Origin of the sequence: Jejuia spongiicola, from assembly GCF_023502325.1 — a bacterium.
Classification (GTDB): Bacteria; Bacteroidota; Bacteroidia; order Flavobacteriales; family Flavobacteriaceae; genus Wocania_A; species Wocania_A spongiicola.
On record NZ_JAMFLZ010000002.1, the window covers coordinates 472556 to 492119 of the forward strand.

The 19564-nt window shown below is 30.5% G+C and carries 18 protein-coding genes; 8 read left to right on the top strand and 10 right to left on the bottom strand.

Features of this window, described 5'->3' with window-relative positions; genetic code table 11:
• Position 1: 1 nt before the first annotated feature.
• From M3P09_RS05985 to manA, 3 genes are all read left to right on the top strand, one after another.
• Positions 2-616 (top strand): HAD family hydrolase, encoded by a 615-nt coding sequence (locus M3P09_RS05985; RefSeq protein ID WP_249972408.1) that lies wholly within the window; start codon positions 2-4, stop codon positions 614-616.
• A gap of 11 nt (positions 617-627) precedes the next feature.
• Entirely contained in the window at positions 628-1584 is a 957-nt protein-coding gene (locus M3P09_RS05990; protein WP_249972409.1) for a glycerophosphodiester phosphodiesterase family protein, read from the top strand.
• 126 nt (positions 1585-1710) lie between these two features.
• On the top strand, positions 1711-2913 hold the full coding sequence (gene manA / locus M3P09_RS05995; protein WP_249972410.1) for a mannose-6-phosphate isomerase, class I: 1203 nt from the start codon (positions 1711-1713) through the stop codon (positions 2911-2913).
• 13 nt (positions 2914-2926) lie between these two features.
• Here the strand turns inward: manA and M3P09_RS06000 are convergent, their stop codons facing one another.
• The 4 genes from M3P09_RS06000 to M3P09_RS06015 form a co-directional block, all read right to left on the bottom strand.
• The gene (locus M3P09_RS06000) at positions 2927-3079 is read right to left on the bottom strand and encodes an SsrA-binding protein (RefSeq protein WP_099565651.1); all 153 of its coding nucleotides are present in this window, start codon (positions 3077-3079) and stop codon (positions 2927-2929) included.
• A gap of 503 nt (positions 3080-3582) precedes the next feature.
• A complete protein-coding gene (locus tag M3P09_RS06005; RefSeq protein ID WP_249972411.1) occupies positions 3583-5457 on the bottom strand; it encodes a M56 family metallopeptidase in 1875 nt (624 codons plus the stop codon).
• Positions 5458-5460: 3 nt separating this feature from the next.
• Positions 5461-5820 carry a BlaI/MecI/CopY family transcriptional regulator gene (locus M3P09_RS06010; protein WP_099565648.1) on the bottom strand — a complete coding sequence of 120 codons (360 nt, stop codon included), beginning with the start codon at positions 5818-5820 and terminating at the stop codon, positions 5461-5463.
• 229 nt (positions 5821-6049) lie between these two features.
• Positions 6050-6400 carry a hypothetical protein gene (locus M3P09_RS06015; RefSeq protein WP_099565647.1) on the bottom strand — a complete coding sequence of 117 codons (351 nt, stop codon included), beginning with the start codon at positions 6398-6400 and terminating at the stop codon, positions 6050-6052.
• Between the two features lie 218 nt (positions 6401-6618).
• Here M3P09_RS06015 and M3P09_RS06020 point away from each other — a divergent pair, with 218 nt between their 5' ends.
• Positions 6619-7569, top strand: coding sequence for a calcium/sodium antiporter (locus M3P09_RS06020; RefSeq protein WP_249972412.1), 951 nt, complete (start codon positions 6619-6621; stop codon positions 7567-7569).
• A gap of 18 nt (positions 7570-7587) precedes the next feature.
• On the opposite strand, the gene M3P09_RS06025 is transcribed toward M3P09_RS06020, so the two are convergent.
• Entirely contained in the window at positions 7588-7884 is a 297-nt protein-coding gene (locus M3P09_RS06025; RefSeq protein ID WP_099565645.1) for a putative quinol monooxygenase, read from the bottom strand.
• Positions 7885-8059: 175 nt separating this feature from the next.
• On the bottom strand, positions 8060-9076 hold the full coding sequence (locus M3P09_RS06030; RefSeq protein WP_099565644.1) for a glutamine synthetase beta-grasp domain-containing protein: 1017 nt from the start codon (positions 9074-9076) through the stop codon (positions 8060-8062).
• Between the two features lie 272 nt (positions 9077-9348).
• Here M3P09_RS06030 and M3P09_RS06035 point away from each other — a divergent pair, with 272 nt between their 5' ends.
• The gene (locus M3P09_RS06035; RefSeq protein ID WP_249972413.1) at positions 9349-11535 is read left to right on the top strand and encodes a glutamine synthetase III family protein; all 2187 of its coding nucleotides are present in this window, start codon (positions 9349-9351) and stop codon (positions 11533-11535) included.
• A gap of 329 nt (positions 11536-11864) precedes the next feature.
• Here M3P09_RS06035 and M3P09_RS06040 read toward each other — a convergent pair whose 3' ends face one another.
• Together M3P09_RS06040 and M3P09_RS06045 are read right to left on the bottom strand one after the other, a co-directional pair.
• A complete protein-coding gene (locus M3P09_RS06040) occupies positions 11865-13085 on the bottom strand; it encodes an RNA polymerase sigma factor (protein WP_249972414.1) in 1221 nt (406 codons plus the stop codon).
• A 29-nt stretch (positions 13086-13114) separates the two neighbouring features.
• Complete coding sequence (locus M3P09_RS06045; RefSeq protein ID WP_249972415.1) at positions 13115-13453, bottom strand: YciI family protein; 339 nt, start codon at positions 13451-13453, stop codon at positions 13115-13117.
• Positions 13454-13833: 380 nt separating this feature from the next.
• Between M3P09_RS06045 and M3P09_RS06050 the strand changes: the two genes are divergently transcribed.
• Together M3P09_RS06050 and M3P09_RS06055 are read left to right on the top strand one after the other, a co-directional pair.
• Positions 13834-15012, top strand: a complete 1179-nt coding sequence (locus M3P09_RS06050; RefSeq protein WP_249972416.1) for an AIR synthase related protein — start codon at positions 13834-13836, stop codon at positions 15010-15012.
• A gap of 71 nt (positions 15013-15083) precedes the next feature.
• Positions 15084-16049: a DUF3078 domain-containing protein gene (locus M3P09_RS06055; protein WP_099565673.1), complete on the top strand. Its 966-nt coding sequence runs from the start codon at positions 15084-15086 to the stop codon at positions 16047-16049.
• Positions 16050-16113: 64 nt separating this feature from the next.
• On the opposite strand, the gene M3P09_RS06060 is transcribed toward M3P09_RS06055, so the two are convergent.
• Entirely contained in the window at positions 16114-17193 is a 1080-nt protein-coding gene (locus tag M3P09_RS06060) for a T9SS type A sorting domain-containing protein (protein ID WP_249972417.1), read from the bottom strand.
• 213 nt (positions 17194-17406) lie between these two features.
• Entirely contained in the window at positions 17407-18069 is a 663-nt protein-coding gene (locus M3P09_RS06065) for an ATP-binding cassette domain-containing protein (protein WP_249972418.1), read from the bottom strand.
• A gap of 401 nt (positions 18070-18470) precedes the next feature.
• Here M3P09_RS06065 and prfA point away from each other — a divergent pair, with 401 nt between their 5' ends.
• Positions 18471-19547, top strand: a complete 1077-nt coding sequence (prfA, locus tag M3P09_RS06070) for a peptide chain release factor 1 (RefSeq protein ID WP_099565636.1) — start codon at positions 18471-18473, stop codon at positions 19545-19547.
• Positions 19548-19564: the final 17 nt, after the last annotated feature.

Below are 19564 nucleotides of genomic sequence, written 5' to 3' on the forward strand. Positions count from 1 at the left end.
GATGAATAAAATTAAAAATATTGTTTTTGATTTAGGAGGTGTTATTATGAATCTTAACGTTCCTAAAACTATTGAAAAGTTTGAACGATTAGGAATAACTAACATTGTAAATAGTACTGGACACCATTATACAGATTCTGTTTTTTATGATTTTGAAATTGGTGTAGTATCAGAAGATGAATTTGTAAATAAGCTTTTAGGGATGTCAAATTCCAACGTAACTTATAAAAACGTTAAAGAAGCTTGGAATGCTATGATATTGAATATGCCTAAAGAAAGAATTGAACTGCTTATTAGTTTAAAAAAGAATTATAGATTATTCCTTTTAAGTAATACAAATAGTATACATCAAGAAAAGTTTGAAAGAGAATTCATAATTAACAATGGTTATAATTTTAAAGATTTATTTAATAAAGTATATTATTCTCATCAAGTAGGAATTAGAAAACCAGAAGAAAAAATATTTCGTTTTGTTCTTAAATCTAGTAAAATAGAAGCAAAAGAAACTCTTTTTATTGATGATTCATTTGAAAATATAGAAGTTGCTCAAAAAGCTGGAATACAAACGTATCATATAAATAGCAAAAACACATTAAATAGTTTGTTTAATACTTAATAACAGTAGTTATGAAAAATATAATATTCGTTTCATTATTGATGATTGCTTTCACCTCTTGTAAAGGAGATGTAAAAGAAAAAACAGAATTTAAAATATCTGAAAATAAGAGTTCTAATCTTATTTTAAATAAATTAAAGAACCCTTCTTCAGAATATATATTAACAGTTGCTCATAGAGGAGATTGGAGAAATGCACCAGAAAACTCTGTTGATGCAATTAAAAGAGCAATAGATATGGGAATTGATATTGTCGAAATTGATGTTAGAAAAACAAAGGACAATCATTTAATTGTAATGCACGACAAATCTGTTGATAGAACCACAACAGGTAAAGGTAAAATAGCAGAAATAGTATTAGATTCAATTCAAAAGTTTGTACTTAAAAATGGAGCTGGGATGCCTACAAAACATAAAGTACCAACATTAAAGGAGGTGATGAATTTTGTAAAAGGTAAACCTGTATTACTTAATTTGGATAAAGCCTGGGATAACTTACCAGAAAGCTATGCTATTTTAAAAGAAACAGGGACAATAAATCAAGCTATTTTCAAGGGTAATGACCCATTGCATGTCATGAGAAAAAAGCATGGAAAGCTAATGGATAGCATTAATTATATGCCTATGGTGTGGCCTATTAACTATAATATTTATGGAGAAACATCAGAAGCACCAGATGTTTATGCTAAAGGGTTTATTGATAAATATAATCCAATCGCATTTGAGGTTATTTATGATAAAGAAGATTCTCCTGTAATAGATGCTATAGCATTGATGAAAAAAGAAAATATTTCGGTTTGGGTCAATACATTATGGGATGAACTATGCGCAGGCCATACAGATGATAAAGCTATAGAAAATCCAAGTGCACATTGGGGATGGATTATAGAAAAAGGAGCCAATGTTATTCAAACAGATCGCCCTAAAGAATTGATTGAATATTTAAAAAGTGAAGGCTTACATGATTAATAATTGATTATCAAAAACGAGAATTTTAAATATTTGATAATTCGTGTTAAGGTTTTCTTGTTTTATTTCTGTTTTGTTATGTTTAGCTTTAAATTTGCATAGCACTAATCAATAACTAAAAAGAAGATGCCGAAATTATTTGCTCTTAAAGGAAAAATTCAAAATTATGCTTGGGGCGGAACCAGGTTTATTCCTGAATTATTGGGGATTGAAAGTAATAATGATAAATGTGCAGAATATTGGTTAGGTGCGCATGCAAATGCCCCTTCTGTAATATCGACATCAGATGGCGATCAAAATTTAGATAGCTATTTAGCATCTCATAATTCTGAAAGTTTAGGAGATGAGGTGGTTGAAAACTTTGGTAGATTGCCCTTTCTATTTAAAGTGTTAGATGTGTACGATATGTTATCTATTCAAGTGCATCCTACCAAAACTGAAGCTGAAAAAGGTTTTAGACACGAAAATGAATTAGGAATACCTTTAACAGCACCACATAGAAATTATAAAGATGATAACCATAAACCAGAAATTATGGTGGCTCTTAGTGAGTTTTGGTTATTGCATGGCTTTTTGTCTAAAGACAAACTTGAAGAAAGATTGAGAAATACTCCAGAGTTTATCGATTTGTTGTCTGTTTTTAACGAAGCTGGTTATTTTGGTTTGTATAAAAGAGTTATGGAGCAATCTGTTGATGAAACAAACCAGACGCTAGCACCTTTGGTAAATCGTATAATGCCATTGTACTTAAAAGGGAAGTTGGATAAATCTAGTCCAGATTATTGGGCAGCTAAAGCCGTAGATTCTTCAACAGATAAAAATGTTTTAGATAAAGGTATTTATTCTATCTATTTTTTCAATATCGTTAAGGCTAACAAAGGAGAGGCAGTTTTTCAAGATGCTGGAATTCCTCATGCTTATCTTGAAGGGCAGAATATGGAACTTATGGCAAATTCAGATAATGTTTTACGTGGAGGTTTAACACCAAAGCATATCGATGTGTCTGAGTTATTAAAACATGTTGCTTTTGAAGAAACTATACCAAATGTTATGAAAGGTAGCCTACAAGAGGATGGCATTGAAAGAATTTATAAAACTCCAGCACCAGATTTTGAGCTTAGTAAAATAGATTTAAAAAAATCAGATATCTATAAATCTAAAACAAAAACAGCTCAAATTTTAATAGTTATTGATGGTGAAGCAGAAATTGTTACAGATAGTAATAAGTTACTTGTTAGTAAAGGCGAATCAGCCTTTTTAAAAGCAGATTGTAAATATATAATATCTTCTACCTCTAGTGCAACAATATATAAAGCTACTACGCCTTAGAAATTATATAAAACTAATCCAAAGCATTTTTTGTTACAAACCATCTCCAGCCTATAATAGCCATTTGTAGTTTTGTGGCTTTAGCTAAGTCCAATTGCTTTTTAGAATAACTTGGTAAAACCATTTTATTTACCCTTGCTAAAAATTTAAATACTTGCTTTTTCATTTTTATAACCTTGCTTGAAGGTAAAAATAGTAAAACTTATTCTAGACTAAGCTTTACATTTTTTTTGAATTTATATAATCGAGAATATAATGAAGATAATATCGATTATAAATTTGGCAAGTGTCATCATAATTTTAGGTTTTAAAAGGTTAGTAATTGGTTTAATTTTATCAATGTTTTTTGAAGATATATATTTGGGAATATGTTCACCAAATGTTTTTACATATATTAATAAAATTGAATATATATTTGTAAGTAAAAAAATGATTTATATTTCAATATTTTAGTGACTCTCTTTATTGAAGTTTTATATTGTAATTTTAAAATGATATAATTGTTTTAATTTGTAATATTTGTAGGCTTTTTTTAGGGCTAATTTTAAAAACCAAGGGAGTTTTTATTAAAAAAATGAAGATTTTAGGCTATTTCATCTTTTTTTAATTTAAAGCACAAAAAAAAGGCACTCATTTAATGAGTGCCTTAAAGTTTTATTTTAAATAGGTTTAGTTTTTCTTTTTGGTGTTAATTTCTATTACACCATCTTTTCCTTTTTTACCATATTTTTTTTCAGCAGACTTGTCTTTTAAAACAGTTATGCTTTTAATATTATTAGGTTCTATATCTTCTACGTTTTCTTTTTTAATTTCTTTTCCATCTAGTATGTATAGAGGTTCTTTTCCATTATCATCACTAATAATAATTTTGCTATTACTACTCTTTCCTAATGTTTTTACTTTATAAGAGCCTTTTGCATTAGCATTCTTTAAAATAATGACATCTTCCTCTTCCTCGTTATCGTAATCACTTTCAACAATAACTTCAATATCTTCATCATCATCTATAATTGTTTCTACATTTTTACTTATTGATATACTACGATATTTTCCCTTTTTCCCGTGCTTATTAAAATTAATTGTGTCTTCATGTATTATTTCATAATCCTCATCTTCGCTAGAAAAAACAAATACATTGTTTCCTTTTCCAGATTTACTAATTTTATGTTTACCATCTTTGGACTTTATGTAATAAGAATTAGCACTGTAGATGTGTTTTGAGCTACCACTTCCTATTGAAATGGATTCTTTATCTTCATCAAAAGAAATTTTTATTGGTTTAATAGCTTCATCTGAGCTTACACTATAATTTGTGCTAGACTTTTTTGAGCTAACATCTATTTTAATAGCTGTAATTTCATTTTCATCATTTCTTTTAATGCTTTTAAATTTAACTGTAACTCCTTTTTTCTTAAAGTCACTAACAACTTTTTCAAAATCAGCTTCAGTGAAATTTTTAGTAATTATAATTATTTCTAAATCACCAATAGCTTTTGTTTTTTTAGTGTTTTTTATATTTGTTTTTTTAGGTTCTACTTTTTTTGCATTAGTTTTTTTAGTGTTTTTTGTTGCTGTTGATTTGCTAACGCTTGTTTCTTTTTTATCCTCTTCAAAAATATTCTCATTTTCTATTAGCGCTTTTTCTATTACAGGATTGTTTATTAATAGATTTTCTAAAACGGGTACTTCTTTTTCAACATAGATTTTTTTTGTATTAAAACTCATTAAAAAAATAACAAGTATAGGAATGACTAATACATACTTAAGTCGATTAATTTTTTTTGATTTTGATTTGTGTAACATAACGATTCGTTTTTTGATTAATGAATTATAAAAATTATTGGTTAAAGCCAATTGATGAGTTGGCATACTTGTTTTTAGTAATGTATATTGATAGCTTTTTTTACATTCAGATTTGTTCTGAGCATTTTGATCAGCTATAAATTCTAAGTTCTGTTTTAAATCTTTATTATAAAACCATACAAAGGGATTAAACCATAGCACAATACACGATAGTTGAGTTAGTAAAATATCTATTGAATGGTATTGGCGTGCATGTACTTTTTCGTGTGTTATGACTTGTTCTAATTCATTTTGATTAAATAAATCTGGATTATATACAATCCAATTAAAAAATGAAAAAGGAGAGACTTGACTATTTGTTTTTATGTAAGTATATAGTCCCAGTTTTTCTCTTTCGTTTAAAAATATCATTTTAGCTAAAGAGAATAACTGAATTAAAAACCGAATTGAGAAAAATATCACACCTAATATATATATGATATATAAAAACTGTATAAAAGTAATGGATTGCTCTGGTTTTGTATTTAAAGAAGTTGCATCACTAAATACATAAGTGTCCATCAATACAGGAGTGTGTTCAATATAAATTGGAATTACAACAAAAGGTAGGACAAAAGCTGTAAATAAACCAACTAATAAAAACCAACGATTAGATTGAAAAAAAGTATCACGCTGTAAAAACAATTTGTAACACAAGTAAAAAACAGCAATAACGGTACTCGTTTTAAGTAAATATTCCATAAGTTATTTTTGTTTTTCAATTAATGCAATAATCTCTTTTAGCTCATCAACACTTATTTTTTCTTCTTTAGCAAAAAATGATACCATATTTTTATAAGAGTTGTTAAAATAATTATCAATGGCCACATTCATAAACCTTTTTTTATACGCTTCCTTAGTAACAATAGGGTAGTATTGATGTGTTTTGCCATAAGCATTATAGGCTACAAAGCCTTTTTCTTCTAGGTTTCGTATAATAGTTGAAAGCGTATTGTAATGTGGTTTATCTTTAACTATTTGATTTAGTACATCTTTAACAAAAGCTTTTTCAAGCTTCCATAAAATGTGCATTATTTCTTCCTCCTTGTTTGTTAACTTTTCCATTTATACATTGTTTGGACATTACTTTGCTTTTCTGTAGTACCTAATAGTTATGTTTATAACAAATTAGAGAGGCTACGTCTATAGCATAAAACAAACCTATAACTATTTTTATAGTTATACAACTATTTTAATAGTTATTTAACGAAATTTATAGTTTTTATTGCATTAAAAAATAAAATCCGATTCTTAAAACAAGAACCGGATAGTGCTAAATTGGAGTTGTAAAATGCTAATCAATAATAAGTTCACATTTAAATTTATCTTTATCAACTCCAATACCACATTCCCAGTCAGATTCAGGAGGATAAACCCCATTTTGTTCAATTTTGTAATATAATATGTTATTTTTCATTAAGCCCCACATATCTTTACCATTGTCAGCTAGATAAGTTATTATACGTTCTGTATTATCATCGGCATTAACATACTTTAGCCCTTTAGTATTGGCTTTATCAAGCATATAAATTCCATTAAGGCTATTGGTTCCACTAATTTCAAGACCAATAACTTCTATTTCATCCTTAGAACAAGATGTTAAGGCGAAAACAGAGAATAACATAAAAAGTGTTAGTTTTTTCATAGTTAGTGTTTTTAATAGGTTTGGTTCATCAAATGTTGCAAATTTTATTTTTAAAGCGATGTAGTTAATCTGTTTTTCGATGAACGAACTGAAATTGATGTAGTTAATCGATTATAAAAGCCTTTGAGTTAAGACTTTGTTAAGTAAGTAGATAATAAACTTTGGTCTTCAATGCTCTAAAATCTAACTTTATAATATCTTCGCAAAAAATATTAATTATGAGTTTACTTTGGGTTATACTTGGTTTTATACTACTAGTAGTTGGAGGTGAGTTTTTAGTGAGGTCGTCTGTAGCTTTATCATTTAAGTTTAATATTTCTAAAATGATAATTGGTATGACGGTGGTTTCTTTTGCTACTTCTGCTCCAGAGTTGTTGGTGAGCTTACAGGCAGCCCTATCTGGTTCGCCAGCAATAGCCATTAATAATGTAGTAGGTTCCAATATTGCTAATATTGGTTTAGTGCTAGGTATTACAGCAATGGTTGGTTCTATTTCGGTTGATAAATCATTTTATAAACTCAATTGGCCCGTGATGATGTTGTTTTCTGTAGTGTTATATTTCTTTCTTAAAAATGATAGTATGTTATCAGCTTATGAAGGAGGTATTCTTTTTACTGGTCTTATTTTATTTTTATTCTTATTAATAAGAAAAACAAAAAAGAATACTAGCATTGAAGAGGTTGATGAAAGCTTAGCAGTAGTTTCAAACTTTAAAATATTTATTTGGCTAGCTATTGGTGCAACATCCTTGTATTTTGGTAGTGAGTGGTTAGTGTTTGGAGCTAAAGAAATAGCTGTTGCAATTGGTGTTAGTGAAGCCGTTATAGGTGTGTCTTTAATTGCTATAGGAACTAGTGTTCCAGAATTGGCAGCATCAGTTATTGCAGCAGCAAAGCAAGAAAAAGCGATTTCTTTGGGGAATTTAATAGGCTCAAATATTTTTAATATAGCTTCAGTTTTAGGATTAACTTCTATGGTAAAATCAATTCCAGTTACAGAGCCTCAAATATTATCAAGTGATATTTTTTGGATGCTTGGTTTTTCTGCAGTTTTATTGCCAATGATTTTTATTCCTAAAAGGTTACAAATAAGTAGAGCAAAAGGGTTTTTCTTGGTTTTTGCTTATGGGATATTTATGTTTTTAGTATTTACTTCCGGGAAATTTTAATCTGTGTTAGTAAAAGTTTCACCCAATTTGTGTCATTTCATTTAATATAACTTCAGTAATAGCACCATCTGTTACTTTTTGGAAGTTTGCCAAATGTTTGCTATTCATATGCATTTGCCATAATGCTCTGCTTTCCCAATTTTCATAAAATAGAAATAGATTTTTATCTTGATTATCTTGGTGTAAATCATAATTAATACATCCTTCTTCAGCTTTTGTTAAATCAATTAATTTGAGTAGTTCCTTTTTAACTAATTCAAGCTTTTCTGGTTTTACTAATATTTTTGCAATTATTGTTAACTTCTTATTTTCCATTTTTAGGTAATGTTTTATACTTTAAAATAAGTGATATTTCACTTCATGATATAATTTAATGGTATGTTTTGATGCTCTTTTCTTGTAAGCTGTATTGTAATCAATAACTAAAACTAAAAAACGCTAACAAATAATTTGCTAGCGTTTTTTTATGAACAAAATCTAAGCTAAATTATTAAATTTTAGCAGATTTAACAGTTTTAATAATTCTTGCAGCAATTTTATAAGGATCTGCATTTGATGCTGGACGACGATCTTCTAAATATCCTTTCCAACCATTGTCAACAGTATAAATTGGTATTCTAATTGAAGCTCCTCTATCAGAAACTCCATAGCTAAAATCTTTTATAGATGCAGTTTCATGTAACCCGGTTAAACGTTGGTCGTTAAACTCACCATATACATCAATATGCTCTCTAGTAACTGGTCTAAATGCTTCACAAATGGCTTCATATGTTTCTTTAGAACCACAAGTTCTTAATGTTGTATTAGAGAAGTTTGCGTGCATACCAGAACCATTCCAATCCCCTTTTACAGGCTTAGGGTGATATTCTATATAGTATCCGTATTGTTCAGTTAATCTGTCTAGTAAATATCTAGCAATCCAAATTTCATCACCTGCTTTTTTTGCACCTTTGGCAAACAGTTGGAATTCCCATTGTCCACTAGCAACTTCTTGGTTAATACCTTCAAAATTTAATCCAGCCTCAATACATAAGTCAGCATGCTTTTCAACAAAATCTCTACCATGAGTGTTTTTTCCACCTACAGAGCAGTAATACATACCTTGAGGCCCAGGGTATCCACCGATAGGGAATCCTAAAGGTAATTGCGTATGTGTATCCATAATGAAATACTCTTGCTCAAAACCGAACCAAAAATCATTATCATTATCATCAATACCAGCTCTTCCGTTAGATTCGTGAGCAGTTCCATCTGCATTTAAAACTTCAGTCATTACTAAATACCCATTAATACGAGCAGGGTCTGGATAAATTGCAACTGGTTTTAATACGCAATCCGATGATCCTCCTTCAGCTTGTTGTGTCGACGATCCATCAAAAGACCAGTTTCCTATTTCCTCTAAAGTTCCTTTAAAGTTTTCATGCTCTTCAACCTTAGTTTTACTTCTTAAGTTTTGAGTTGGCTTGTAACCATCTAACCAAAGGTATTCTAATTTAATTTTTGCCATAATGAATGTTTTATAAATACGATACTAATAATAATTCAGCAAATATAAAATTTTATGTATATACTATAAATATTATGGGGGTATTTTAATTAACATTGGGGTTGTTTTTGTTTAACCCCCATTTTTTTGAGGTTTATTTTGAAAAAAGGAAATAAATTTGTGTAAAAATTGAAAAATTGTTAATAATAAGCGCTTCTGTTTTATGCATTTATTATTTTTGGTACTTACTTTTGTAAAAAAATATTGTTGAAACATCTAAAAATTATTTTAAAATGTCAACCTTAAGATTTCATGCTATAAAAAAATCACTTGCATCTGAACCTATCGCAGTAAAAGAAAAAGAACGGCGTTCTGATTTATTTGGTAAAAACGTATTTAATGAAAATACGATGCGACAATATTTGACTAAAGATGCTTTTGTTGGGGTAATGAATGCTATTCAATATGGCAAAAAAATTGATCGATCTATTGCAGATCAGGTGTCTTCTTCAATGAAAGATTGGGCATTGTCAAAAGGCGTAACACATTACACACACTGGTTTCAACCATTAACAGGTGCTACTGCAGAAAAGCATGATGCTTTTTTTGAAACTATTGGCGGAGGAATGGCTATTGAAAAGTTTGGAGGTGGTCAATTGGTACAACAAGAACCAGATGCTTCAAGTTTTCCAAGCGGTGGTATTAGAAATACGTTTGAAGCTCGTGGTTATACCGCTTGGGATCCAACATCGCCTGCTTTTATATACGGAACAACCCTTTGTATCCCTACAATTTTTGTGGCTTACACAGGTGAAGCTTTAGATTATAAAACACCACTATTAAGAGCGTTACATGCTGTTGACGATGCAGCAACAGCAATTTGTAAATATTTTGATAAAAACGTAAAAAAGGTAACCTCGTCTTTAGGTTGGGAACAAGAGTATTTTTTAGTCGATAAAACATTGGCAGCAAGTCGTCCAGATATTACTTTAACAGGAAGAACATTATTAGGGCATTCTGCTGCAAAAGGACAACAATTAGACGATCATTATTTTGGTTCAATTCCAAGTAGAGCTTTAAATTTTATGCGAGAGTTAGAAACAGAATGCATGCTTTTAGGAATTCCTGTAAAAACGCGTCATAACGAAGTAGCACCTAACCAATTTGAGTTAGCACCGATATATGAAGAAGCTAATTTAGCGGTTGATCATAATTCTTTATTAATGGATATTATGGGACGTATAGCGGCAAAACATAATTTTAAAGTGTTAATGCACGAAAAACCTTTCGCGGGAATAAATGGTTCGGGTAAACATAATAATTGGTCACTTTCAACAGATACAGGTGTAAATTTATTGGCTCCAGGAAAAACACCAATGAGTAACCTTCAGTTTTTAACCTTTTTTATTAATACCATAAAAGCGGTAAATGAACACGAAGCACTTTTAAGGGCGGCAATTGCATCGGCAAGTAACGACCATAGATTGGGTGCTAATGAGGCTCCTCCAGCTATCATCTCAGTTTTTATTGGAGAGCAATTAACTAAGGTTTTAGAAGAGTTGGAAGGGGTTACTAAAGGTAAATTATCGCCCCAAGAAAAAACAGAATTAAAGCTAAATGTTGTTGGTAAAATACCTGATGTTTTATTAGATAATACCGATAGAAACAGAACCTCTCCTTTTGCATTTACAGGAAACAAATTTGAGTTTAGAGCGGTAGGATCTACAGCAAATTGTGGTAATCCTATGACGGTTTTAAACACTATAGTAGCTAAACAATTAAAAGATTTTAAAGTTGAAGTTGATAAACTAATCGATAAAAAAGATTTAAAGAAGGATGAAGCTGTTTTTAATGTTTTAAGAGAATACATTAAATCGTCTAAGCGCATTTTGTTTGATGGGAATGGTTATGGAGAGGCTTGGGAAAAAGAGGCTAAAAAAAGAGGGCTGAGTAATAATAAAACAACGCCCGAGGCTTTAAAAGCTAGAATTTCTAAAGAAACCATAGCCTTGTTTGAGGAAATGAATGTGATGAGTAAAATTGAAACCGAGGCGCGTTACGAAATTGAAATTGAAGCCTACATTATGCATATTCAAATAGAGGGGCGTGTTTTAGGAGATATTGCTAGAAATCATATTGTGCCAACTGCAGTTAAATATCAAAATACGTTAATTGAAAATGTTAAAGGGTTAAAAGCCATTTTTGATAAAAAATTTAAAACAGTTTCTAAAGAACAAATTAATTTAATTGAAGAAATATCAAATCATATAGAAGGTATTAATGCTAATGTTACAAAAATGACTAACGAAAGAAAGTTAGCAAATGCTATTGAAAATGCAGAAAAGAAAGCACACGCGTATTGCTATAATGTAAAGCCTTTATTTGAAGATATTCGCTATCACTGCGATAAATTAGAACTGCTTGTTGATGATGAAATTTGGCCATTAACAAAGTATAGAGAACTATTATTTACAAGATAGATTTTTATTTGGGCGTTACCACAACCCTTCGACTGTGCTTAGGGCAAGCGGTCGGGCTTTCGGCAGTCGCTTTTTTTGAGAAAAACAAAAAAGAGCTTCAACAAATGCCTCAATCCCTAACGCACTTATTTACTAGTTCATATTTTTAAAACTGAAAGTTGTTTTGTTTTTGGAAAGGTTCGTTTAACGTTTAGTGTAAAATGCGTTTTAATACACTTTTACACATTGTTAGCGGCTGGCATATAATTAAATACTAGCAATACATTTTTTATAAATATTAATCCCTTTTTATAGTACCACTCATTTACAATCCGCATTTATAAAATGTGTTATCGACTTGCTTTTTCTAATTTGTCTTTGATTAATTCTTTTTCATTTTTCTTATTAGCAAGTCCAATCGCATTATTTAAGTACTCTATTTCTTTTTCGGTATCGTTATTCATTCGATAAAGCTCAGCTAATAAACAGAAATAGTGGTGGTTATCTTTTAATTTTAATTTATGCGCTTCTTGAATAGCTTCATCAATTGAATTTGCTTGTGCAAGAGCGTATGTTCGATTCATAGCTATTATAGGTGAATATTCTATAGTGAGTAGCTTATTATATAATAGTAATATATTATTCCATTTTCCCTTTTTTTCTTCAGTATGCCAAAAAGCGATTGCAGCTTCAAGATGATACTTGCTAACAACATTTCCTTCAGTAGAAAGGTTAAGATATTTTCTGCCTTTTTGAATTAGATTTTTATTCCATTTTCTTTTATCCTGTTCATGGTATAAAAGATCACCTTTCTCTCCAGACGTCCTTGCATCTAATCTCGAAGTGTGGAAACACATTAAGGATATCAGGGCATATATTTTTTGCTTTGGAAAGATTTTTTGCTCCGACAAGAAAAGACTAAGTCGCATTGCTTCCCAACATATTTCATATCGGATATTTTCTTCACTAACACTGCTATAATAGCCCTCATTAAATATTAAATAGATAACTCTTAATACATTGTCAAGCCTTGAAACATATTGGTTTGATGTAAGATTCGTTTCAATCCGATTTCGTTCTTTAATAACCTTCTTAGCTCTATATATTTTTTTATTAATCGTTTCTTTATTTGATAAAAGTGCTCTTGCTATCTCTTCAATACTAAAACCACATAAAATTCTTAAAACAATACTGAGCTGATATTCTCTATTAAGTTCAGGGTCGCATAGCACAAATATCATGTGAAGCTGGCTGTCTTCAATTAGTTTATCGGTAATTTCTATCTCGCTAATTTGCTGAGTTCTTGCTTTTAATTCAGGAGTGATTTTTTCCACAAAAGTCTTCTTCCTCCTGAAATGTTCAAACATTAAATTCTGTGCTACCTTTCTAAGCCAAGCTTTTGGAAATTTGGGAATGCCCTTATGAGACCATGCTTTCATGGCTTTTAAAAAAGTTTCGGAGACAATATCTTCTGCTAATTGCAGGTCTTTTAATCCATAATAGTTGCTGAGTACAGCAATCAAGTTGCTGTACTCAGACTTAAATATTATAGATAATCGTTTGTCGTCCATAAGACTACATTATCCAGATAATCTGAATATTACATTCCATCAAAAACCATAATATCTCTGACTTCTACTTTGCCACCACTACTTAATGCTGGACAACCATTAGCCAGTTTGATGGCTTCTTCAATGGAGCCAGCTGATACAATGATAAAACCTCCAATAATTTCTTTCAGTTCTGCGTATGGTCCATCTGTTATAGTTCCATTGGCATGCATCGTTTTTCCTTCAAAACCCAGAGCTTCTCCTGGATTTTTTAGCTTGCCTTGTGCGTCAATACTTCCCATCCAATCTTGCCAGGCTTTAACCTCTTCTTCTATTTGTTTAGGAGTAGGATTAAAATCAGGATTGGGTTCACTGTGAAATAACATCATAAAATCTTTCATGTTTTTTGTTTTTTAATTATGAATAATAAACTTTCATACTCTTAATGATTGAAAAACTTAAAATAGGACAATAATCTGATTTTTTCTCACCATGACTAAACAATTAACATATAATATATGTTGTCTTATTTACTCCCTGCTTGCCGCTAATGCTTTTTGAGTATATCGGTCTGTTTTAATGATTGATATACTGCGTTAAACGAAGGTCGACATTTTTTCTTACTAAGTCAAGTAAGTAGGTTCTCTGCATTTGGTTATATTCAATTAATGTTTTAGTTGAAAAACCGTTAATAAAACCTGTTTCATATTTTACTGAAAAGGCATCAGTTTTAAAATATTACTTTACTTTTGCATCACAATACAACACAATGAGTCAAGAAGTTTCAAAACGATACGCACAACGGGGTGTTTCTGCATCTAAAGAAGATGTGCACAATGCGATTAAAAATATTGATAAGGGGTTATTTCCTAAGGCCTTCTGTAAAATAGTACCAGATTATTTAACAAATGATGATGATTATTGTTTGATTATGCATGCTGATGGAGCGGGAACAAAATCATCATTAGCCTATATGTACTGGAAAGAAACTGGCGATGTTTCTGTTTGGAAAGGCATTGCTCAAGATGCATTAATTATGAATATTGATGATTTGTTATGTGTTGGTGCAACTGATAATATTATGTTGTCATCTACTATTGGGCGTAACAAAAATTTAATTCCAGGAGAGGTTTTATCAGCTATTATTAATGGAACAGAAGAATTACTTGAAGATTTAAAATCTTTTGGCGTTACCATACATTCAACAGGAGGAGAGACTGCAGATGTTGGTGATTTGGTACGAACTATTATTGTAGATTCTACAGTAACTGCAAGAATGAAACGTAGCGAGGTTATTGATAATGCTAATATTAAAGCGGGAGATGTTATTGTAGGCTTAGAAAGTTTTGGACAAGCTACTTACGAGACAGCATATAATGGTGGTATGGGAAGTAATGGATTAACTTCTGCCAGACACGATGTGTTTCATAAATATTTAGCAAAAAAATATCCAGAAAGTTTTGATGCTTCAGTACCAGAAGATTTAGTGTATTCAGGTGGTGTAAAATTAACAGATGCTGTTGATGACTCACCAATAGATGCTGGCAAATTAGTACTATCTCCTACGCGAACATATGCTCCAATCATAAAATCTATTTTATCAAAATACAATGCTGAAAATGTACATGGAATGGTGCATTGCTCAGGTGGTGCGCAAACCAAAATTCTTCATTTTGTTGACGAGTTTCACATTATTAAGGATAATATGTTTTCAATACCACCGCTATTTAAATTAATACAAGAGCAAAGTAAAACAGATTGGAAAGAAATGTATCAAGTTTTTAACTGTGGGCATAGAATGGAGTTATATGTAACTCCAGAAATTGCGGAGGATATTATTTCAATATCTAAATCATTTAATGTTGATGCTAAAATAATTGGTAGGGTAGAATCTTCTAAGACTAAAAGGCTTACAATAAAATCTGAGTTCGGAGAGTTTAATTACTAATTCTCATTCTTTTTTGTTAAATTGGAATGGTTTTTGATAAAAAACATATTTTAATTATATCCAACCAAACAATGAAAAAAACACTTATTGCTGCATTTTGTATGTGTCTTCAATTTGTATTTGCACAACCAGATTCTTTATTTATAAAACCCGATACTCCTAAAGAAGATATTGTAAAACCTCAATGGGTTCAAAAAAACAAAGCCACAATAGATTTGAGCGAGGTTGCATTTGTTAACTGGAACGCTGGTGGTAGTAACTCTATCTCTGGATTAATTGGTATACGATCTGAAGCAAACTACAAAGACAAATACTTTTTTTGGAATAATAATATAGCGACGCGCTATGGTATTAATAAACAGCAAAGTAGAGAGGTTAGAAAAACTGACGATTTGTTTGAAGTAAACTCTAACATTGGATATAAACCAAATGAAGAATCTAACTGGTTTTATTCAGCTCGACTTAATTTTAAAACCCAGTTAACAAACGGATATAAATATCCAAATAAAGATAATCCTATCTCTAGACTTATGGCTCCTGGTTATTTGTTTTTTGGAGGAGGAATGGAGTATGGGAAAGATATTGAAGAACTCTCTTTTTATTTTTCGCCAATTACTTTAAAAGCTACTTTTGTTTTAGATGAAGAGTTAGCAAATGCTGGTTCTTTTGGGGTTACTCCAGCCGTTTTAGATGAAAATGGGAACATAATTATGGAAGGCGACCGTGTTAGAAATGAAGTAGGTATTTTAGTTACTAATAGTTATAAAATGCAAGTGGCTGAAAATATTACAATGATGCATCAGGTAAATTTATATACCGATTATATAAACAATTTTGGTAATGTTGATATGGATTGGAGAGTAGATTTTGATTTTAAAGTGAATAGTTTTGTTAGAGCAACTCTTGGTTCACATTTAAAATACGATGATGATGTAAAAACATCTAAGCCATCAGAAATTGAAGGCGAATTGGACGAAGCAGGCGCTAAAATACAGTGGAAACAATTTTTAGGTGTTGGTTTTGCGGTAGATTTTTAAACAATAAAAAAAGTATTAAAACCTATGTTCATAGGCTTTAATACTTTACTTAATATACTCTTTTTTATTTTTTTATAAGTTTAAAAACAGTTCCATTTTCTAAACGAATAAAGTAAATACCATTTGTGTAATTTTGAACATTAATAGTTTTATTATTATTTAACTTTCCTTCAGACACTTTAGATCCTAATATATTATAAATAGCGTATTGTTTAATATTTTGATTATTGCTTATTAACTTTACATAATCTGTAGTAGGATTTGGGTATAATTTAGTTTCAAAAGCATCAGTTTTATTAATTCCTAATACAGTCAAATTGCTAGGAATAAAAGTAAATTCCGAAGACCACAAAGATGTTAATAAATTTGAACTACAAATGGCATTTACTCTAACATAAGCATCATAAGTGGCATTTAATGTTAGCCCCGCTGCTATTGCATTTGGGGTTGTAGTATTTCCATTGTCAACATAATCTAATGGGTTGTCTGGGTCACCACCTTGATTAACTACTACCCAATCGTAGCTATCTGAGCCTGTTTGGTTGTCCCAAGTAAGATTTACAGATGTGTCATTAATTCTTGTGGCAGCAAGATTATCTGGTGGTGAAATGTTACTAAGCTCAACTGTGAAATTAAAGTCTAATCCAGATAGAGTAGTATTATCTTGCCATGCTACCCCGTCATTGAAAACATTACTTAAAGCTGCTCTCATTCCCATGTTAAATGACCAACCTCCAGCGCCGTGAACATATGCTGTATATGTTGTCTCTGGATTATATGCAAATGGTGTTGCTAATATAAATGTTAAATTCTGATCAGCATTTCTAACCCTTATAGGTTGGTTAACCACCAGTGTGCCAGTATTTCCAGAACCTTCATAAATTCTTATACTGTATTTGCTAGGTGTATCAAGATTTGGAGTCATGTCAGTTAACCAAAATCTAACAGCTGAAAAAGACCCAGGAACACTAGGTGTTATAAAGGATTGTCCAAAAGATTTCTCATTGGTACCGGGGCTCAATTGATATGATGCAGCAGTAGTGCCAGATGTATTCTCAACTTTGCTTGTTGTACATTGAGCCGGTAAAGCTTCAGCAAAAAAAAGAATACCTAAAATGATAATAAAATTGTATAGTTTTTCCATAAAAAATAAGTTAAGATTATTGAATTTACTACAAATGTAAGTGCGTAATTACCCTTTTTAAACTGTAAAGTTGTAATCGTGCCTTATAGGTTATAATCGGTATTATACACTAATAAACGTAAATTAAGAGGAAAGAAATATTACTTATTGACTTGCTATGTTAAGCAGTTATGGGGATCAAATTATAGCGTTATATGGGGTGATCTAGATTATCTATTCAAAGGTGTTCATGTTTAGGTATTTATAATCTTCAAGTTCTTTTAAATCTTTAATAAGTTTTGAGCTACCTCCTTTTAAAAAATAAATATTATCAGAAATATCAATAATCTGCCTGTACATATGATCAGTTATAATGATTGCTTTATTTTGTTTTTCTTCAGAAATTAAAGCTTTTAATTTTTCAATATGTAAAGGAGCTAAGTGAGAAAAAGGTTCATCCAACAAAACAATTTTACTGTTGCTTTTTAGGATAATATAAGTTTCTATTAAACGACGTTCGCCACCTGATAGTTTATTAAATTTAGAATTCATATAAATGCTAAATGAATCAAAATCATTTATAAAATCCTTCCAAGAGACTTTGAAAATTGTGAAAATCGTTTTTAATTTTAGCGCTCCTGGAATAAAGTTGTGTTGAGGTAAATACGCTACTAATTTTGTTTGGAATAAAGGCTTTAAAATGGGTTTATTATTTATTCGTACTAGTTTGTATTTAGGTTTTAAACTTCCAAAAATAATATTAAGTAAACAGCTTTTGCCACATCCATTGCTTCCTAAAACCCCTGTAACTTCGCCTGTTTCTGCCTTTAAATAAATACCATTTAGAATACGTTTTTCTTTAAAATAAAGTTCAACATTATCTATTTCTAAAATCATATAAATTCTCCCAAAATTAAAAGAAAAGGAATACTAAAAAGTAAGTCAATAATATACAAAAAAGAGAATAGTTTAAAACTTGAGATGCCTAAATTTTTATAAAAAATTAATTTTCTTTTTGCATTTGTTTCATTTAAAAAATACCACAAAAAGGCAACTAATAATAGCTTTACAATTAAAATTGGAACGATTTCATATTTTAAAAAAGAAAGCAGTGTATTAATTCCAAAAGACCATAAAATTAGTGGTCTGTAAAATATGAATATTGAAAATAACTGCTGCATAACTACTTAAATAACGCATTTGGTATAAAAATATTCTAACTATTCATTTATAAGAGTGTCAGGATAGTATTAAAAATTCATAAATTATCGTATTTTCGCTACCTATAAAAAAGGTAGATGTTAGAGAAATTACAAATAGTAAAACAGCGTTTTGATGAGGTTAGCGATTTAATTATTCAACCCGATATAATTACTGACCAAAAGCGTTATGTTGAACTTAATAGAGAGTATAAAGACTTGCGAATTCTTATGGATAAGCGAGAACAATATATAGAGCTAACCGACAATTTAGCTGAAGCAGAATCTATTATTGCAGATGGTAGTGATGAAGAAATGGTAGAAATGGCTAAAATGCAGTATGATGAAGCTAAAGAAGGCATTCCTAAATTAGAAGAAGAGATTAGAGTGCTTTTAATACCAAAAGACCCTGAAGATTCTAAAAATGCTGTTGTAGAATTAAGAGCAGGAACTGGCGGAGATGAAGCGAGTATTTTTGCTGGAGATTTGTTTAGAATGTATACAAAGTATTGCGAAAGTAAAGGATGGAAAGTTAGTACTGTAGATTTTAGTGAAGGTACAAATGGTGGTTTTAAAGAAATTCAATTTGAAGTTTCTGGCGAAGATGTTTATGGTACTTTAAAGTTTGAAGCAGGAGTGCATCGTGTACAGCGAGTGCCACAAACCGAAACTCAAGGACGTGTGCACACAAGTGCTGCAACTTGTATGGTTTTTCCTGAAGCAGAAGAGTTTGATGTAGAAATTAACCCAAAAGATGTGCGTATTGATTTTTTCTGTTCATCTGGTCCTGGAGGGCAATCGGTAAATACCACATATTCTGCAGTACGATTAACACATATTCCAACAGGTTTGGTAGCTCAATGTCAAGACCAAAAATCGCAGCATAAAAATAAAGAAAAGGCTTTTAAAGTATTACGTTCTCGTTTATATGATAGAGAACTTGAAATAAAGAATGCAGAAGACGCTGCAAAACGAGGTAGTATGGTGACCTCGGGCGATAGAAGTGCTAAAATTAGAACCTATAATTACCCACAAGGTCGTGTTACTGATCACAGAATTGGTTTAACACTTTACGATTTAAGTAATATTATAAACGGTGATATTCAAAAAATAATTGACGAATTAATGTTAGCTGAAAACACTGAAAAGTTGAAAGCTAATGATGATGTGATTTAAATATTTAGCCTCTTTTA

Coding starts and splice junctions, on each gene's coding strand:
- M3P09_RS05985 (WP_249972408.1), top strand. CDS start 2: ATGAATAAAATTAAAAATATTGTTTTTGATTTAGGAGGTGTTATTATG.
- M3P09_RS05990 (WP_249972409.1), top strand. CDS start 628: ATGAAAAATATAATATTCGTTTCATTATTGATGATTGCTTTCACCTCT.
- manA (WP_249972410.1), top strand. CDS start 1,711: ATGCCGAAATTATTTGCTCTTAAAGGAAAAATTCAAAATTATGCTTGG.
- M3P09_RS06000 (WP_099565651.1), bottom strand. CDS start 3,079: ATGAAAAAGCAAGTATTTAAATTTTTAGCAAGGGTAAATAAAATGGTT.
- M3P09_RS06005 (WP_249972411.1), bottom strand. CDS start 5,457: ATGGAATATTTACTTAAAACGAGTACCGTTATTGCTGTTTTTTACTTG.
- M3P09_RS06010 (WP_099565648.1), bottom strand. CDS start 5,820: ATGGAAAAGTTAACAAACAAGGAGGAAGAAATAATGCACATTTTATGG.
- M3P09_RS06015 (WP_099565647.1), bottom strand. CDS start 6,400: ATGAAAAAACTAACACTTTTTATGTTATTCTCTGTTTTCGCCTTAACA.
- M3P09_RS06020 (WP_249972412.1), top strand. CDS start 6,619: ATGAGTTTACTTTGGGTTATACTTGGTTTTATACTACTAGTAGTTGGA.
- M3P09_RS06025 (WP_099565645.1), bottom strand. CDS start 7,884: ATGGAAAATAAGAAGTTAACAATAATTGCAAAAATATTAGTAAAACCA.
- M3P09_RS06030 (WP_099565644.1), bottom strand. CDS start 9,076: ATGGCAAAAATTAAATTAGAATACCTTTGGTTAGATGGTTACAAGCCA.
- M3P09_RS06035 (WP_249972413.1), top strand. CDS start 9,349: ATGTCAACCTTAAGATTTCATGCTATAAAAAAATCACTTGCATCTGAA.
- M3P09_RS06040 (WP_249972414.1), bottom strand. CDS start 13,085: ATGGACGACAAACGATTATCTATAATATTTAAGTCTGAGTACAGCAAC.
- M3P09_RS06045 (WP_249972415.1), bottom strand. CDS start 13,453: ATGATGTTATTTCACAGTGAACCCAATCCTGATTTTAATCCTACTCCT.
- M3P09_RS06050 (WP_249972416.1), top strand. CDS start 13,834: ATGAGTCAAGAAGTTTCAAAACGATACGCACAACGGGGTGTTTCTGCA.
- M3P09_RS06055 (WP_099565673.1), top strand. CDS start 15,084: ATGAAAAAAACACTTATTGCTGCATTTTGTATGTGTCTTCAATTTGTA.
- M3P09_RS06060 (WP_249972417.1), bottom strand. CDS start 17,193: ATGGAAAAACTATACAATTTTATTATCATTTTAGGTATTCTTTTTTTT.
- M3P09_RS06065 (WP_249972418.1), bottom strand. CDS start 18,069: ATGATTTTAGAAATAGATAATGTTGAACTTTATTTTAAAGAAAAACGT.
- prfA (WP_099565636.1), top strand. CDS start 18,471: ATGTTAGAGAAATTACAAATAGTAAAACAGCGTTTTGATGAGGTTAGC.